Source organism: Marinomonas aquiplantarum (genome assembly GCF_003314975.1).
Lineage (GTDB): Bacteria > Pseudomonadota > Gammaproteobacteria > Pseudomonadales > Marinomonadaceae > Marinomonas > Marinomonas aquiplantarum.
Genome location: NZ_QNRF01000002.1, coordinates 486938 through 503093 on the forward strand (window position 1 = coordinate 486938; position 16156 = coordinate 503093).

14 protein-coding genes are annotated in these 16156 nt (G+C 45.2%); 12 read left to right on the forward strand and 2 right to left on the reverse strand.

Features of this window, described 5'->3' with window-relative positions; translation table 11 throughout:
* Positions 1 to 16: 16 nt before the first annotated feature.
* The 5 genes from lpxB (at position 17) to tilS (ending at position 7716) form a co-directional block, all read left to right on the forward strand.
* Positions 17 to 1174 (forward strand): lipid-A-disaccharide synthase, encoded by a 1158-nt coding sequence (lpxB, locus tag DFP76_RS05630; protein ID WP_113873666.1) that lies wholly within the window; start codon positions 17 to 19, stop codon positions 1172 to 1174.
* Entirely contained in the window at positions 1174 to 1773 is a 600-nt protein-coding gene (rnhB, locus tag DFP76_RS05635) for a ribonuclease HII (RefSeq protein WP_113873667.1), read from the forward strand. Before lpxB ends, rnhB begins: the two co-directional genes overlap by 1 nt.
* Before the next feature lie 3 nt (positions 1774 to 1776).
* A complete protein-coding gene (gene dnaE, locus DFP76_RS05640) occupies positions 1777 to 5256 on the forward strand; it encodes a DNA polymerase III subunit alpha (protein ID WP_113873668.1) in 3480 nt (1159 codons plus the stop codon).
* A 121-nt stretch (positions 5257 to 5377) separates the two neighbouring features.
* The gene (accA, locus tag DFP76_RS05645) at positions 5378 to 6325 is read left to right on the forward strand and encodes an acetyl-CoA carboxylase carboxyl transferase subunit alpha (RefSeq protein WP_113873669.1); all 948 of its coding nucleotides are present in this window, start codon (positions 5378 to 5380) and stop codon (positions 6323 to 6325) included.
* Between the two features lie 80 nt (positions 6326 to 6405).
* Positions 6406 to 7716: a tRNA lysidine(34) synthetase TilS gene (gene tilS, locus DFP76_RS05650; protein ID WP_113873670.1), complete on the forward strand. Its 1311-nt coding sequence runs from the start codon at positions 6406 to 6408 to the stop codon at positions 7714 to 7716.
* Here the strand turns inward: tilS and DFP76_RS05655 are convergent.
* Positions 7713 to 8390 carry an AAA family ATPase gene (locus DFP76_RS05655; RefSeq protein WP_113873671.1) on the reverse strand — a complete coding sequence of 226 codons (678 nt, stop codon included), beginning with the start codon at positions 8388 to 8390 and terminating at the stop codon, positions 7713 to 7715. The two genes, tilS and DFP76_RS05655, sit on opposite strands and share 4 nt — an antisense overlap.
* Before the next feature lie 148 nt (positions 8391 to 8538).
* Here DFP76_RS05655 and DFP76_RS05660 point away from each other — a divergent pair, with 148 nt between their 5' ends.
* The gene (locus DFP76_RS05660) at positions 8539 to 8838 is read left to right on the forward strand and encodes a DUF6482 family protein (RefSeq protein WP_113873672.1); all 300 of its coding nucleotides are present in this window, start codon (positions 8539 to 8541) and stop codon (positions 8836 to 8838) included.
* Positions 8839 to 8849: 11 nt separating this feature from the next.
* Here DFP76_RS05660 and DFP76_RS05665 read toward each other — a convergent pair whose 3' ends face one another.
* A complete protein-coding gene (locus DFP76_RS05665) occupies positions 8850 to 9557 on the reverse strand; it encodes a GntR family transcriptional regulator (protein WP_113873673.1) in 708 nt (235 codons plus the stop codon).
* 217 nt (positions 9558 to 9774) lie between these two features.
* On the opposite strand from DFP76_RS05665, the gene DFP76_RS05670 reads away from it, so the two are divergent.
* From DFP76_RS05670 to ispD, 6 genes are all read left to right on the forward strand, one after another.
* Entirely contained in the window at positions 9775 to 10869 is a 1095-nt protein-coding gene (locus DFP76_RS05670) for an aromatic ring-hydroxylating dioxygenase subunit alpha (RefSeq protein ID WP_113873674.1), read from the forward strand.
* A 25-nt stretch (positions 10870 to 10894) separates the two neighbouring features.
* Positions 10895 to 11851 carry a PDR/VanB family oxidoreductase gene (locus DFP76_RS05675; protein ID WP_113873675.1) on the forward strand — a complete coding sequence of 319 codons (957 nt, stop codon included), beginning with the start codon at positions 10895 to 10897 and terminating at the stop codon, positions 11849 to 11851.
* Between the two features lie 169 nt (positions 11852 to 12020).
* Positions 12021 to 13655, forward strand: a complete 1635-nt coding sequence (locus tag DFP76_RS05680) for a CTP synthase (protein WP_113873676.1) — start codon at positions 12021 to 12023, stop codon at positions 13653 to 13655.
* Positions 13656 to 13748: 93 nt separating this feature from the next.
* Entirely contained in the window at positions 13749 to 15044 is a 1296-nt protein-coding gene (eno, locus tag DFP76_RS05685) for a phosphopyruvate hydratase (protein WP_113873677.1), read from the forward strand.
* A 108-nt stretch (positions 15045 to 15152) separates the two neighbouring features.
* Positions 15153 to 15431 carry an FtsB family cell division protein gene (locus DFP76_RS05690; RefSeq protein WP_013797108.1) on the forward strand — a complete coding sequence of 93 codons (279 nt, stop codon included), beginning with the start codon at positions 15153 to 15155 and terminating at the stop codon, positions 15429 to 15431.
* Entirely contained in the window at positions 15428 to 16153 is a 726-nt protein-coding gene (gene ispD / locus DFP76_RS05695) for a 2-C-methyl-D-erythritol 4-phosphate cytidylyltransferase (protein WP_113873678.1), read from the forward strand. Before DFP76_RS05690 ends, ispD begins: the two co-directional genes overlap by 4 nt.
* Positions 16154 to 16156: the final 3 nt, after the last annotated feature.

Below are 16156 nucleotides of genomic sequence, written 5' to 3' on the forward strand. Positions count from 1 at the left end.
ATTAGAGGTTGTGTTAATGAAAGTGACGTCGACAGCACGTTACGTGTTGGTTGCCGGAGAAGCATCTGGTGATATTTTAGGGGCGAATTTAATCAAGCATTTAAAAGCGTTACAGCCCGACGCCGTGTTTGAAGGCATTGGTGGGCCGCTGATGGAAGCAGAAGGTTTAACCAGTATCGTACCCATGGATAGACTGTCAGTGATGGGGCTGGTGGAAGTCTTAGGTCGTTTAAAAGAATTATTGGGCATTCGTAAACGTCTTTACCAATCCTGTTTGGCCAATCCTCCTACCGCCTTTATTGGTATAGATTCCCCAGATTTTAATTTGCCATTGGCAAGAAAGCTAAAACAAGCTGGCATCCCAACGGTGCATTATGTGAGTCCATCAGTCTGGGCTTGGCGTCAAAAGCGCATTTTTAAAATTAAAAAGTCTGTTGATTTGATGTTGGCCTTATTTCCTTTTGAGTTGCCTATTTATCATCAACACAATATACCTGTGGTTTGTGTCGGTCATACGTTAGCGGATGATATTCCCTTGGAAAGTGACCCGCAGCAAGCCCGTGAAGCGTTAAAGTTGGGGCCAGTCTCAGGGCCAGTATTCGCGGTTTTACCTGGCTCACGAGAAGGGGAGGTGGCTCGACTTGCTCCCTTATTCGCTGAGACCATTAAGTTGATTAAACAACAGGAACCTCAGGCGACCTTTCTGATGCCCGCGGCGAATCAGGCTAGACGCGAACAAATTGAAACGATTCTACAAGAAGTGAATGCGCAAGCCGTGATTACAGATGGCCAATCACGAACTGTGATGGCGGCCGCTGATGCTATCTTATTGGCGTCTGGTACTGCGGCGTTGGAAGCGATGTTGGTCAAACGACCTATGGTCGTAGCGTATAAAGTGAATCGTTTAACCTTTGCGATCATGAAACGTATGATTAAAGTGCCTTATGTGTCTTTGCCAAACTTGCTGGCGAATGAAACTTTGGTGCCTGAGTTATTACAAGACGAGGCAGTGCCGGAGAGTTTGGCCACACGTTTGGTGCAAACTTGGCAGTCTTTTAGACAAGATAAGAAAATACAGCAAAAGTATTTGGATTTGCATCAGATGCTTCGAAAAAATGCCGGAGAGCAAGGCGCAAAAGCGATTATCAATATGTTGGCAGATAAGGAAGTCTAATGGAACCCTTCGTAAGCGAGTTGTATACAGGCGCTTTGTTGGCAGGTGTGGATGAAGCAGGCCGAGGGCCGTTGGCAGGTGAAGTCGTCGCGGCCGCAGTGATTCTAGATCCACAGCAACCCATCGCAGGTCTTGCTGACTCCAAAAAGTTGTCTGAAAAAAAACGTGAAGCATTGTTTGATGAAATTCAAGCAAAAGCCCTGTGCTATGCCATTGCCAGTGCTAGTATTGAAGAAATTGACCAATTAAATATATTGCACGCTAGCATGTTGGCCATGTCCAGAGCTGTGGCAATGTTATCGCCAATGGCGGAACATTGTTTAATTGATGGTAATCGTCTGCCGCCTAATTTGCCTTGTCCTGCTGAAGCCGTCGTGAAAGGGGATGCTCGACATGCGGCCATTTCCGCGGCGTCTATTTTGGCGAAAGTGACTCGTGACAGAGACATAGTGAAAGCGGCTGATTTGTATCCAGACTATGGTTTAGAAAAGCACAAAGGTTACCCGACAGCGCAGCATTTAGAAGCCATTCGACAATTCGGTGTGACCCCTTTGCACAGACGCAGTTTCGCACCCGTTAAAAAGATTCTAGAGGGATAAATTTTGTCCGCATCGTTCATACATTTAAAAGTGCATACTGAGTTTTCTTTGGTGGATGGCTTGGTCAAAGTCAAAGGCCTGTTAGGGACAACGGAATTGATGTCCATGCCGGCAGTGGCCATCACTGATGAAAATAACTTATGTGGTTTTGTGCGTTTTTATAAAGGTGCTATGGATAAGGGCATTAAGCCCATATGTGGTGCTGACGTCGTTATCGAGGATGATACAGGTGAGCTGGAATCTCGTTATCGTATGACTTTGTTGGCGATGTCCAATAAAGGTTACAAAAACATCATAGAAATTATTTCTAAAGGTTATCAATTAGGGCAAGTAGAAGGTCGACCTGTTATCCAGAGAGAGTGGATTGAGGCGTCTAGCGAAGACGTGATCGCTTTATCGGGTGCTGGTTATGGTGACGTTGGTTTGTTGTTGCAAAAAGGCCGTGCAGAGTTGGCGAAGCAGCACTTGTCTTATTGGATGTCTGTGTTCCCTAATCGTTTTTATGTGGAGTTGCAGCGGACCAGTCGAGCGGGAGAAGAAGACTACATTCATGCTGTTGTCCCTCTGGCTGCTGAGCTTGGTTGTCCAGTGGTGGCGACTAATGACGTGCGCTTTCTAAAACGAGAAAACTTTGAAGCCCATGAGGCACGAGTGTGTATTCATGATGGTGTCACCCTTGATGATCCGCGAAGAGTACGTCGTTATTCGGAAGAACAGTACTTTAAAACCCCTGAAGAAATGGCAGAACTGTTCCAAGACATTCCAGAAGCCTTGGAAAATACCGTTGAAATAGCTAAACGCTGCAGTGTGGATGTCTTGCTGGGTAAATATTTTTTACCGGATTATCCTGTGCCAGATGGCATGACCATGGAAGAGTTTTTTAATAAGTTGTCTTTCGATGGTCTAAAAGAGCGTTTTGATATTTTGACGTTGAAATACGGTGAACGTGTTGAAAAGCGCCGCCAGGAATATTGGGGTCGTCTGGATTTCGAATTAAACATTATTAACCAGATGGGATTTCCTGGTTACTTCTTGATCGTAATGGACTTTATACAATGGGCCAAGGATAACGATATTCCGGTAGGCCCTGGTCGTGGTTCGGGTGCCGGTTCATTGGTGGCTTATGCGTTAAAAATCACCGACCTTGATCCGCTTGAATACGATTTGCTATTCGAACGATTCTTGAATCCAGAGCGGGTATCCATGCCTGACTTTGATATCGACTTTTGCATGGATAACCGAGATAAGGTAATCGATTACGTGTCGCGTACCTATGGTCGTGATGCGGTTTCTCAGATTATTACCTTTGGTGCCATGGCAGCCAAAGCCGTTGTTCGCGATGTCGCGCGGGTACAAGGTAAGCCTTATAGCTTAGGGGATAAGCTGTCCAAGTTGATCCCCTTTGAAATTGGAATGACACTCAGTAAAGCCCTTGAAGAAGAGCCCGCTCTACCAGAATTCTTGGCGGCCGATGAAGAAGCGGCGGATGTCATGGAAATGGCCATGTCCCTTGAAGGGGTGGTCAGAAACTTTGGTAAGCACGCTGGTGGTGTGGTCATCGCACCCACTAAGCTGGTTGATTTCGCACCACTGTATTGTGAAGAAGACGGCTCAGGCTTGGTAACTCAATATGACAAAAACGACGTAGAAGAAGCCGGTCTGGTGAAGTTTGACTTCTTGGGCTTGAAAACCTTGACCGTCGTCGATTGGGCCGTGAAAAACATTAATGATATTCATGCCTTAGAAGGCAAGCCGCCATTGGATATCGCGCTGATTGATCTGGAAGATAAATCCACATACGACTTACTGCAAAGAGCCGAAACCACGGCGGTATTCCAGCTGGAATCCCGTGGTATGAAAGAATTGATTAAAAAGCTATTACCATCTCGTTTCGAAGATATTATCGCCTTGGTGGCCTTGTATCGTCCTGGCCCACTTGGGTCGGGCATGGTAGACGACTTTATAAACCGTAAGCACGGTCGTTCTGAATTGGCTTTCCCGCACCCAGATTACCAGCATGAAGATTTGATCCCAGTATTGGAACCCACCTACGGCATCATTTTGTATCAAGAACAGGTAATGCAAATCGCTCAGGTATTGGCGAAATTTAGTCTGGGTGGTGCCGATCTACTGCGTCGAGCAATGGGTAAAAAGAAAGCTGAGGTGATGGCGGAACAGCGTTTGATCTTTATGGAAGGGGCGTTGAAAAACAATGTCGATAAGGATTTGTCCGGCAACATCTTTGATTTAATGGAGAAGTTTGCGGGCTATGGTTTCAACAAGTCTCACTCGGCTGCGTACGCCTTAGTATCCTATCAAACCGCTTGGTTGAAAAATCATTATCCGGCGCCTTTCATGGCCGCGGTATTGTCTGCCGATATGCAGAATACCGACAAGATCGTTATCTTCATTGAAGAGTGTCGTTCGATGAATTTAGCGTTGGAATTGCCCAACGTTAATGAGTCAGTCTACAAATTTACGGTCAACCCAGCTGGCGCCATAGTGTATGGTTTAGGTGCCATTAAAGGGGTGGGTGAAGGCCCAATTGAAGCCATTGTTGAAGCTCGCAAAGAGGGGCCATTTGAGCACATTTTTGATTTCTGTCAGCGTGTGGGTAAGAAGGTTAACAAGCGCGTGATGGAGGCATTGGTTCGTTCTGGGGCATTTGACACCATAGGGCCAAACCGTGCGACCTTGTATGCTTGCATTGATGAAGCGTTGAAGCGAGCAGTGCAGGATGCCAAAAACCAAGATGCAGGTATGATGGACCTGTTTGGGGTGGCGGTAGAAGAGAGCACGGAAGATGCCTATAAGGAAATAGGTATCCAGCATGAGTGGCCTGGTAGGCAGCGTCTAGACGGTGAAAAAGACACCCTAGGCTTGTATGTAACAGGTCACCCAATTGATGAGTATGAAAAGGAGGTCAGACGATTTGCACGCTCGAAAATAGTCGATCTGCAACCTAAGCGTGGCGATACCCAAGTCATGGCTGGATTGATTGTGGATTTGCGTGTAACAAAAAGTAAAAAAGGTGGTAACATTGCCTTCGTCACACTGGATGATCGCTCAGCTCGTATTGAGGTGACGGTGTTCCCTGACAACTATGAAAACTTCAAAGACGTCATCGTCAAAGACGAAGTGGTTGTGGTAGAAGGGGAGATTTCAGTAGACGAGTTTCGTGGTGGACAGAAAGTCATTGCCCGGAATGTACTTGATATTGCTCAAGCTCGTATTCGTTATGTCGAAGCATTGCGAATTACTTGGAGTTCAGAGTCAGTAACACCAGCTGATATTCAGTCATTAGCTGATCAAATGTCAGAATTCCGCGGAGACGGTTGTGATGTGGTCATTGGGTTTGATACCCCTGAAGCTTTTGGCGATATCCGTTTAGGTTCGAGTTGGCGAGTTCGTCCAGATGACGATTTAATTCACCAACTACAGAAACAATACGGTAAACAAAATGTTCAGTTAGTGTATACTTAGGCTCATTTTATAATTTGTGCAAAGGAATGTGGCGTAGTAATACGTTTTATCGCTTTAGAGCAATTGGCATGATGCCATTTGCCTTATATTTGATGGCAACCAGACAGCAGTGTAGTTAACGATGAATTTAAATTATTTACCATTCGAGCAGCCGATTGCTGAGCTTGAACAAAAAATTGAAGAATTACGTCTAGTAGGCAATGATAACGAACTGAACATCAGTGATGAAATCAGCCGACTAGAAGACAAAAAAGTCGCCTTAACAAAAAGTTTATTCAGTAATTTAGGCGCTTGGGAAGTATCACAACTTTCCCGTCATCCAAAGCGTCCTTATACGCTGGATTATATTGAACACGTCTTTACTGATTTCGAAGAAATGCATGGTGATCGTCACTATGCAGATGACCGTGCCATTGTCGGTGGTATTGCGCGTCTAGATGGCCGTCCTGTGATGATCATTGGTCATCAGAAAGGCCGTGAAGTAAAAGAAAAAGTATTGCGTAATTTTGGCATGCCACGTCCAGAAGGTTACCGTAAAGCCTTGCGCTTGATGGAAACCGCTGAGCGTTTCAATATGCCAATCGTTACCTTAATTGATACACCTGGGGCTTACCCAGGTATCGGTGCAGAAGAGCGTGGTCAGAGTGAAGCCATTGCATACAACCTTGCTGTTATGTCGCGCCTAAAAACACCAATCATCTCAACCGTTATCGGTGAAGGTGGTTCTGGTGGTGCGTTGGCAATCGGTGTGTGTGATGAATTGATGATGTTGCAATACGGCACTTACTCAGTTATTTCACCAGAAGGTTGTGCTTCTATCCTATGGAAGAGTGCAGAACGTGCATCTGATGCGGCGAAAGCCATGGGCATCACTGCGCCTCGTCTGAAAGAGCTTGGTTTGGTTGATACCATTATTCCAGAGCCAATGGGTGGAGCGCACAATGCTCATGAGCAAATGGCTCACAGCCTGAAAGAAAACATCTTAGCGGCACTGGATCGTATGGAAGCGCTAACAACAGAAGAGTTGTTGGCACGTCGTTACAACCGCTTAATGTCATACGGCTTATAATCGATTGATTTGCTAAAAAGCCTCCTGATTGGAGGCTTTTTTGTTTCTGCTTCTGACGCTTAAAAAATGGTTCACTTTATATGAGTTATCAGCCGCATCCGCCTTTCACCCTTACGACTGAATTAGAGTTTAATCCAATTTGGTTGGCGTCTTTGTTTACGCAAGCAAACAGGGTTTGGGTGGCTTACAGTGGTGGCGTTGATTCCCATGTACTATTGCACGCTTTGGTGAGTCAAATTACCCCTGAGCAAAGAGCAAAGGTTGCCGTGATCCATGTACATCATGGTTTAAGCCCAAATGCAGATGCATGGTTAGACCATTGTGAACAAGTATGCCAAGCGCTTAATGTAACTTTTTATGCCCACAAAGTGGATTTGAAAGTACAAGCGTCAGTGGAAGATGCGGCTCGCCAAGCAAGATATCAAGTTTTTGAAGATCGCTTGGTGGCTGACGATGTTTTGCTTTTAGCTCATCATCAAGGGGATCAAGCGGAAACTGTGATGTTTCGACTGGCAAGAGGAACTGGAACGAAAGGGTTAGCAGGAATGCCAGCAGTTCGACCTTTGGGGGATCAGGGGGCTTGCTTGGTACGGCCACTCTTGTCGATCACTAAGACTCAAATCGAAGATTATGCTCAGCAATATGGTTTGCATTGGGTTGAGGACGAATCCAATCAAGACGAACGCTTTTCGCGTAACTTTTTACGTCAAAACGTCATTCCCTTAATGAAGACACACTTTCCAAATATGGAGCAGAGTGTTTCCAACATGGCGCAACGAGTTGCTGACGACTACGAAATGTTGGCTAGCTTGTCGGCGCAACATTTATCGACGGTATCAAATACGCATGGTGGTTTGGATTTGAATTGGCTGTATCAACAACCAATGCCACAAAGGCGTTTTTGGTTACGACAATTCGTAGAGCAAAAAGGCCGCAGCTTAACGCAAGCGCAATGTGACAGCGTCCTTAATATGTTTGCTGGTGTTGAAGATAAACAACCTGAGTTTGTGTTTGCTGATGGTCGCTTGATGCGTCATCAGAATACCTTGTATGTGTTGCCAAATGAGCTTCCAGTTGAGTACGGGGCGTTAGTCATTGGGCAAGTAAAAACGCGAGGTTTTGACCAGTTGCAGCTGATCCAAGGAGATGGGGTTGAGCTAAGAGCGCGGCCTTTGGGAGCCAAGCTATTGATGCAAAATGGGCAGACTCGGTCGTTGAAAAAATGGCTAAATGATCAGCAAATTCCAGTTTGGTGGCGCGAACATTTACCCTATTTGTTTATCCAAGATGAGTTAGTTGCCATTGCCAATTTATGGCGTCACCCTGATTATGGTCAGCTTCAGTTCGAGTGGCGACCAAGCAAAGTTTTACCCTTTCCCAATCATCACTAAACCTGAATGAGCCAATCTGCATATTTTTTTGTTTGAGCAACTTGCTCAGCATTAAGTGCATCGTTTTGCTGAATTCTATTCATGGCTTGTTGATAAGATAGATTCCATGCAGCTTGATGCCTTAATGCTAATCGTTCGATAACAGTGGGGAGTGGTACATCTAGGAACCAGCGTTCATCATAATAATCCGCGGCTTTCTGCCAATCTGTTTCAGGTAAGAGTAAGTAAAGTCCTTCAATCAAGATGACTTTGGTATGTTGTGAAATGGATATATGGTCGTCAATTGGGTCGCCTAACGCATGGTCAAAACTGGGCCATTGGCAGTCTACGGTTTGGTAGGCGTTGGCAATGTCAGTGACATACTGAGCGAATTTATGGTGATCAAATGTCCAAGCGGCTCCACGGCGGGCAAAGGCTTCATTGGCGTTTGGTAGGTCGCTCAAGGCCTGTTTGGTGAGGTGGAATCCGTCCATAGACAGGCAAGCAACCTGCGAAGAGTGTTGTGTATTAACGTGTTCGGCTAAGTAATTAGCCAGCGTGCTTTTTCCAGAACCTGGGCCACCCGCAAGCGCGATCAAACAGCGTCTATCCTGTTGTAAATGCTGTTGGATTTTATCAATTGCTTGTTTCACATCGGCTGTATTTCGGTACAAATCGTCAGGTGTAGTGTTCATTGGGTCAGCTGCTTATGAGTGATAATTATTGTTGTTTTGTGAGCCTCTGGTTCTGAAAAATTTAGGGGGTCTAAGATATTCTCTGAACCTATACGGCTTTCTTTGCGTACTAATAATACCTTCTAAAGAACCTTTGAGGCCATTCAACATGGAATTAAAAGAATTAAAACGTACTCAACATTTTGAAAAAGTGAAGTTGCATTCCTTGGAGTCAAATCTCTATCAGTTGTCGGTGGTGATAGATGGTAAAGAGGATTATGTTATGGATGGTAAGGGGCGCTTTATGACCAGCCACAACAAACTCGAGCTGCAATCTTTGTTCAAAGAGAAGCAGGTGGATGCCATGGTGTTATGCCATCAAAGCGCCTACGATGAGATGGTGGGTCAACCACCAAGCATGGCGGGAAATACCCTAGAAGTGCCATTGGGTAATACGGATTTAGCTTAGTTGTTAATCCGTTACTGGAGCACTTGCATCTTGTCATTAGTGTCTTCCTTTTGCGAGAAGACTTTAGCATATCCCAGCGTGGCGTTAGCGTGCTCCCGCATGATGGATTCTGCGCGGCTACTTTGGCCTTGGCTAATGGCGTCAAACACCGCGTGATGTTGCATGTGAGCGAAATTAAAACGGCGAAATTCTAGTCGCAAATTATTAGCATCAAAAGCCAATGCGCTTACCGAGGCAAAAGGTAAGTGTTCGTTGCGACTAAGCGCTTCAGCGATAGCTGGGTTATTGCTGGCATCAATAATAATTTGATGAAAGCGCTGGTTGATGTCGTGATACTGTGCCAAGTCCTGTTCATCAAGCCGACCATTTTCAAACAGCTGATCGCCCGACTGAAGCAATTGCTTTAACTCTATTCTTTGGCTTTCTGATAGCCCGCTTTCTGCGGCTTGTCTGGCGGCTAAGCCTTCAAGTACGCCTCTAACTTCAATGGCGCCAGTGATGTCAGATAAAGTGACCTGTCTTACTTCATAGCCACGAGCAGGTCGTTTGGTCAGTAAACCTTCCTGTTCCAAGGTTCGAAATGCGATGCGTATTGGGGTGCGCGAGACGCCGAGTCGTTCTGCTGTCGGAATTTCGGCGATTCGTTCTCCTGCGGCCAGTTCCCCTGACAGCACCATTTGTCTTAATCGACTGATTACTTCCTGACCCGATTTACTCATGCCTTATCTCAGTTCTAGATTAAAGAAAGAGAGAATAATAGCGCATCTAGTGCAAATGTGAAAATTGGATCCAATTTGATGTTTTTTAACAGTTTAGAATTGGATAAGGCATTCAAAAAAAGTTTAATGGATCCAATTTTGTGGTTTTGGGCTTGTTATTATATGTTTTTGTTTTATATTGGATCCAATAAATACAATAAAAAGCAGGAGTATCCTAATGAAACAACAAACCTATCCCAAAAATGCTTGGTATGTGGCCGCCATGTCTGAAGAGGTGGCGGGCAGCAAACCTCTTGGTCGTAAAATTTGTGGTGAAAGCATCGCTTTCTATCGCTCTCATGATAACCAGATCGCCGCCGTTCTCGATTTTTGTCCACACCGTGGTGCGGCTTTATCATTGGGGTACGTGGAAGATGGGCTTTTGGTATGTGGGTACCATGGCTTAAAAATGGGCGCGGATGGTAAAACTAAGTCGATGCCGCTGCAGCGAGTTCAAGGTTTTCCATGCATGAAATCCTATGCTGTCGAAGAGCGTTATGGGTTTATCTGGGTTTGGCCTGGTGAACAAAGCAAAGCGGATGTCTCTTTGATACCTCAATTAGAGTGGGCCGATAACCCAGAATGGGCCTACGGTGGTGGCCTTTACCACATTAATTGTGACTATCGTTTGATGATTGATAACCTGATGGATCTGACTCATGAAACTTATGTTCATGCGAGCAGTATTGGTCAGAAAGAAATTGACGAATCGCCTGTGGATACGAAAGTCGATGGCGATAAAGTCATTACCAGTCGTTTCATGGAAAACATCATGCCGCCGCCATTCTGGCAAGCAGCGTTACGTGGCAATAATTTAGCTGACGATGTTCCTGTTGATCGTTGGCAGATTTGCCGTTTCAGTCCACCTTCTCATGTGATGATTGATGTGGGTGTGGCGCATGCTGGACAGGGTGGTTTTGAGGCCAGTAACGATCATAAAGCCAGTAGTACCGTAGTGGATTTTATTACGCCTGAAAGTGACACTTCTATCTGGTATTTTTGGGGGATGGCGCGAAACTTTAATCCTCAAGACGAAGCGCTAACGGATCGCATTCGAGAAGGGCAAGGGGCGATTTTCGCGGAAGATTTAGAGGTCTTGGAGCGGCAGCAGGAAAACTTATTAGCATTTCCCGACTATGATTTATTGAAACTGGACATTGATGCTGGTGGCGTGCAGTCTCGAAAAATCATTGAGCGTATTATTGCACAAGAGCAGCAAGAAAATGTCAAAGCAGCGCCATCTGATGGTCCGCTGCAAGTGATTTCTTTTTAGTTGGTTTGGGAATGAGGTTGTTGAAATGATTCCAGTGGTTGTGAAAAACGTCATTGAGGAAGCGCAAAATATTGTGCGACTCGTCTTGGGGAGCCGTGATGGGACGGATTTGCCTACTTTTGAAGCTGGCGCGCATATTGATGTGCATTTGCCCAGTGGTCTGATTCGCCAATATTCTTTATGTCGGTTGCAGGTTGAACCACAGTATTACGAAGTGGCGGTGCTAAAAGACCCGCAATCACGTGGTGGCTCGAAAGAGGTGCATCGTCTGACCATTGGAGACGAGCTGGCGATTAGTGCGCCTCGTAACCATTTTGGTTTGGTCGATAGTCCTCGTCACTGTATGTTGATTGCTGGTGGTATTGGTGTGACACCTTTGTTGCCTATGGCGCAGCAATTACAGCAGCAGGGCCGATCTTTTGAGTTTCATTACTGCGCTAAAACACCTGAAAAAGCCGCATTTTCAGGGACATTAAAAACGGCTTCTTTTGCTGACAAAATGTTTTTTCACTTTAGTCAGCTGGCTGATTCTGGCCGCATGGACATGGTGAATGTTTTATCTCGTCACGCCTTTGATGGGGAGCTTTATGTCTGTGGTCCGGCTGATTTTATTAATGAGGTTTTAAGCCAAGCCCGAATGCAGGGTTGGTCAGAAGAAAGGTTGCATCGTGAGTTTTTTGCCGCCCCTGAACCGTTAGAACAAGAATCCGATAATGCGGCGTTTCAAGTGAAAGTCCACAGTACAGGGGAATTGATCAATGTGTCTGAAGACCAAACCATGTTTGAAGCGCTGGATCAGCATGGGGTATTTGTGGCTGTCTCTTGTGAATCTGGTGTCTGCGGTACGTGTCAAACTGGTGTGGTGAGCGGCACTCCAGATCATAGAGATGTGTTTTTGACGGAAGCGGAGCGACAACAGGGAAACTGGGTGATGCCATGTTGCTCTCGTGCCAAGTCGAAGATTCTAGAATTGGACTTGTAAGGCACGCTTTTTATGTGCGCCATTTTTTGCCTCGAATGAATGCAAAACAAGGATGTTTTACATTGAGAGATGAGGCCAGCGATGCTATCATTTCCTCCCGTCCTGAAGGTGCATTTTTCGGCACCATCAAATTTCATATTTATCTATTTTTAAGGCGGGTTAAACACTCATGGCGACACGATATATTTTCGTAACAGGTGGTGTAGTATCATCTCTTGGTAAAGGATTGGCATCTGCTTCTCTAGCGGCCATTCTTGAATCTCGTGGGCTAAAAGTCACCATGTTAAAGCTGGACCCGTACATCAACGTGGATCCTGGCACCATGAGTCCCTTCCAGCACGGTGAAGTGTATGTCACTGAAGACGGTGCTGAAACCGATCTTGACCTTGGTCACTACGAACGTTTCATTTCCACTAAAATGGGTAAGCGTAATAACTTTACCAGTGGCCGTGTTTATCAGCATGTATTGAAAAAAGAACGTCGTGGTGAGTACCTTGGTGGTACTGTTCAAGTTATTCCTCACATCACAGATGAAATCAAACGACGTGTTATCTCGGGTGCCGAAGGCGCTGATGTTGCTCTAGTCGAAATCGGTGGCACAGTGGGTGACATTGAGTCTCAACCTTTCCTTGAAGCGGTTCGTCAATTAAGAGTGGAATTGGGCTCTCGCCGTGCCTTGTTCATGCATTTAACCTTGGTTCCTTACATCCGTACAGCGGGTGAAACGAAGACCAAACCTACTCAGCACTCTGTGAAAGAATTGCGCTCTATTGGTATCCAACCAGACATCTTAATCTGCCGCTCTGAAGTGACAATTGAAGCCCCTGAGCGTAAGAAAATCGCGTTGTTTACCAGTGTTGAAGAACGTGCTGTTATCTCATTGCCAGATGCCGACACGATTTACCGTATTCCTCAAATGTTAAATGACCAAGGTCTAGACAGCTTGATCGTGGAATACTTCAACCTAGACTGCAATATGCCTGATTTAGCAATCTGGAACAAAGTAACGCAAGCCAAATTGAATCCTGAGAAGCAAATCAACATTGCCATGGTAGGTAAATACATGGAACTGTTGGATGCTTATAAGTCTTTGATTGAAGCCATGGATCATGCTGGTATTCATGCGCGCACGAAAGTGAAATTGCACTACATCGATTCTGAAAGCATTGAAGAAAATGGTACCGAAGCGTTAAAAGGTATGGACGCGATTCTAGTACCAGGTGGTTTCGGCGAACGTGGTGTTGAAGGTAAGATATTGACAGCTCAGTATGCTCGAGAAAACAAAGTGCCTTATTTGGGGATTTGTTTAGGCATGCAGGTAGCGGTTATTGAGTTTGCTCGTAATGTGGCAAAATTAGACGGTGCGCACAGCACTGAGTTTAATCTAAAAGCAGAGAATCCAGTTGTTGGTCTGATTACAGAATGGACCAATGCAGAGGGTTCCAAAGAAATCCGGTCAGAGGAATCCGACCTAGGTGGAACGATGCGTCTTGGCGCGCAGAACTGTAATCTTACTGAAGGCACAAAAGCCTTTGAAGCTTACGGCGAAGCTGTGATAACCGAACGCCATCGTCATCGTTACGAAGTGAATAACTTCTACGTATCTGATTTAGAAAAGGCAGGTCTGACGATTTCAGGTCGTTCAGAAGACAACTCTTTGGTTGAAATGATCGAAATTGCTGATCACCCTTGGTATGTTGCTTGTCAGTTCCATCCAGAATTTACGTCAACACCTAGATATGGTCACGGCTTATTCAGTGCCTTTGTTCACGCGGCATTGAAATACGCAGGAAAAGAAAAATAAGTACGGAAAGAGAATAAGTAAGAAAGCGTTATTTATTACTTTCTAAAGCAAACAGGCTGTTTGTGATTTTTTATCTATTTAAAGAGGTTTGTTATGAGTCAAATCGTTGATATTAAAGCCAGAGAAGTATTGGATTCTCGTGGTAACCCTACTGTTGAAGCCGATGTGATTTTGGCGGATGGTTCTGTAGGTTCAGCGTGTGCACCGTCTGGTGCCTCTACCGGTTCTCGTGAAGCTTTAGAACTACGTGATGGCGATAAAAGTCGTTACCTAGGAAAAGGTGTTTTAAAAGCAGTTGCCGCTGTGAATGGCCCTATCCGTGATGCGTTGATTGGGAAAGATGCACTGGCACAAGCTGAGCTAGACAAGGTAATGATTGACCTTGATGGCACAGAAAATAAATCGACTTTTGGTGCGAATGCGATCTTGGCCGTTTCTTTAGCGGCAGCGAAAGCAGCTGCAACGTCTAAGAAAGTCCCTCTGTACGCTCACATTGCAGACTTGAACGGCACTTCTGGTCAATACTCTATGCCAGTACCTATGATGAACATTATCAATGGTGGCGAGCACGCTGACAACAATGTTGATATTCAAGAATTTATGGTTCAGCCAGTTGGTGCGCCAAACTTCCGTGAAGCCCTACGTTACGGCGCGGAAATTTTCCACGCGTTGAAAAAAGTATTGAGTGCCCGTGGTTTGAGTACGGCAGTGGGTGACGAAGGTGGTTTTGCACCAAACCTTGCATCTAATGCAGAAGCACTTGCAGTAATCAAAGAAGCGGTTGCTGCAGCCGGTTACGAGCTTGGTAAAGACATTACTCTTGCGATGGATTGTGCCGCGTCTGAGTTCTACGAAGACGGTAAATACAACTTGAAAGGTGAAGGCAAAGTCTTCTCTTCTGAAGGTTTCTCTGATTACCTTGCAGAGTTGTGTGAGTCTTATCCAATTGTTTCCATTGAAGATGGCTTAAACGAATCAGACTGGGAAGGTTTTGCTTACCAGACGAAGATTTTGGGCGACAAGATCCAATTGGTTGGTGACGATCTTTTCGTAACCAATACTAAAATCTTGAAGCGCGGCATCGATGAGGGTATCGCTAACTCTATCTTGATCAAGTTTAACCAGATTGGTTCTTTGACTGAGACGCTTGAAGCGATCAAAATGGCAAAAGATGCAGGTTACACGGCGGTGATTTCTCACCGTTCAGGTGAAACCGAAGATGCAACGATTGCTGATTTGGCGGTGGGTACAGCTGCAGGTCAAATTAAGACAGGTTCTTTGTGTCGTTCTGACCGTGTTGCTAAGTACAACCAATTGCTACGTATTGAAGAGCAATTAGGTGGTAAAGCACCTTACAAAGGTCTTTCTGAGATCAAGGGTCAAGCTTAATTCTGCCTTGACCTAAAAAAAGGGAGAACTTAGTTCTCCCTTTTTTTGTTTTTTTCATGCGATTCCTTTGATAATAAGGGACAGGTTTTTTTAATCGTAGAGGATATTATGGCGCGTTTATTATTGGCTTTTTTTGTCTGTGCCATTGGATACCAGTGCTATCACCTATATTTTGGTGAGCAAGGGGTAAAACGTCAGGAAGAGCTGGCTAAGCAAATTGCTTATCAAGAACGCATTAATCAAAGATTAAAACATCGTAATGATGCCTTACGTGCTCAGGTTGAAGATCTACGCTTAGGCGAAGAAGCGGTAGAAGAGCATGTTCGTACTGAGCTTCAGTATATTAAAGATGGTGAAGTATTTTATCGTATGGTGGAAAAAAGATGAGCCAGGCATTGTGGGTGATCATTCCTGCGGCTGGCATTGGGCAACGTATGTTGTCAGATTGCCCTAAGCAGTATTTATCATTGGCAGGGGAAACCATTTTAGACCGCACGATCGAAGTGTTTTTAACTCACCCATGCATTGCGGGTGTGGTCGTTGGCTTGGGGGCGAACGATGCCTATTGGCCAGATTCAAAATGGTGTGATAACCCCGGGGTAAGAACCTATGTCGGTGGTGCTGAGCGTTGTGACACGGTACAAAAAGGATTGCAGTTATTGCAAAAAATGTCGGTAGAGATTGATCGTCAAGTGTTAGTGCACGATGCAGCACGGCCTTTGTTATCTCATACGGCGTTATCGCGCATCATTAAACATGAGTCGGCACAGGGAGCGTTGTTGGCGATGCCGTCAAAAGACACGGTGAAGCAACAAAAGGATGTCAGCTCAGTGGAATCCAGCCCAAAAGTAAAAAACACCTTAGATCGACGTCATATTTGGCTGGCACAAACACCACAAAAATTCCCGCTTGGGGCGTTATTAGATGCCTTAGTTCAGGCTGACATGGATGGTAAACAGGTTACGGATGAATGTTCCGCTATGGAGTTGCAGGGCTGGCAGCCAGACTTAGTAATGGGTGAAAACAGTAATATTAAAGTGACATTGCCCGAGGACTTGATTATTGCCGAGGCGCTTTTTTCACATTTATCAAATTCAAAAGCGCATTAAGTT

What these genes read in the sequence shown, in the direction of transcription:
- lpxB (WP_113873666.1), top strand. Translation starts at nt 17, where the DNA reads ATGAAAGTGACGTCGACAGCACGTTACGTGTTGGTTGCCGGAGAAGCA.
- rnhB (WP_113873667.1), top strand. Translation starts at nt 1,174, where the DNA reads ATGGAACCCTTCGTAAGCGAGTTGTATACAGGCGCTTTGTTGGCAGGT.
- accA (WP_113873669.1), top strand. Translation starts at nt 5,378, where the DNA reads ATGAATTTAAATTATTTACCATTCGAGCAGCCGATTGCTGAGCTTGAA.
- tilS (WP_113873670.1), top strand. Translation starts at nt 6,406, where the DNA reads ATGAGTTATCAGCCGCATCCGCCTTTCACCCTTACGACTGAATTAGAG.
- DFP76_RS05655 (WP_113873671.1), bottom strand. Translation starts at nt 8,390, where the DNA reads ATGAACACTACACCTGACGATTTGTACCGAAATACAGCCGATGTGAAA.
- DFP76_RS05660 (WP_113873672.1), top strand. Translation starts at nt 8,539, where the DNA reads ATGGAATTAAAAGAATTAAAACGTACTCAACATTTTGAAAAAGTGAAG.
- DFP76_RS05665 (WP_113873673.1), bottom strand. Translation starts at nt 9,557, where the DNA reads ATGAGTAAATCGGGTCAGGAAGTAATCAGTCGATTAAGACAAATGGTG.
- DFP76_RS05670 (WP_113873674.1), top strand. Translation starts at nt 9,775, where the DNA reads ATGAAACAACAAACCTATCCCAAAAATGCTTGGTATGTGGCCGCCATG.
- DFP76_RS05675 (WP_113873675.1), top strand. Translation starts at nt 10,895, where the DNA reads ATGATTCCAGTGGTTGTGAAAAACGTCATTGAGGAAGCGCAAAATATT.
- DFP76_RS05680 (WP_113873676.1), top strand. Translation starts at nt 12,021, where the DNA reads ATGGCGACACGATATATTTTCGTAACAGGTGGTGTAGTATCATCTCTT.
- eno (WP_113873677.1), top strand. Translation starts at nt 13,749, where the DNA reads ATGAGTCAAATCGTTGATATTAAAGCCAGAGAAGTATTGGATTCTCGT.
- DFP76_RS05690 (WP_013797108.1), top strand. Translation starts at nt 15,153, where the DNA reads ATGGCGCGTTTATTATTGGCTTTTTTTGTCTGTGCCATTGGATACCAG.
- ispD (WP_113873678.1), top strand. Translation starts at nt 15,428, where the DNA reads ATGAGCCAGGCATTGTGGGTGATCATTCCTGCGGCTGGCATTGGGCAA.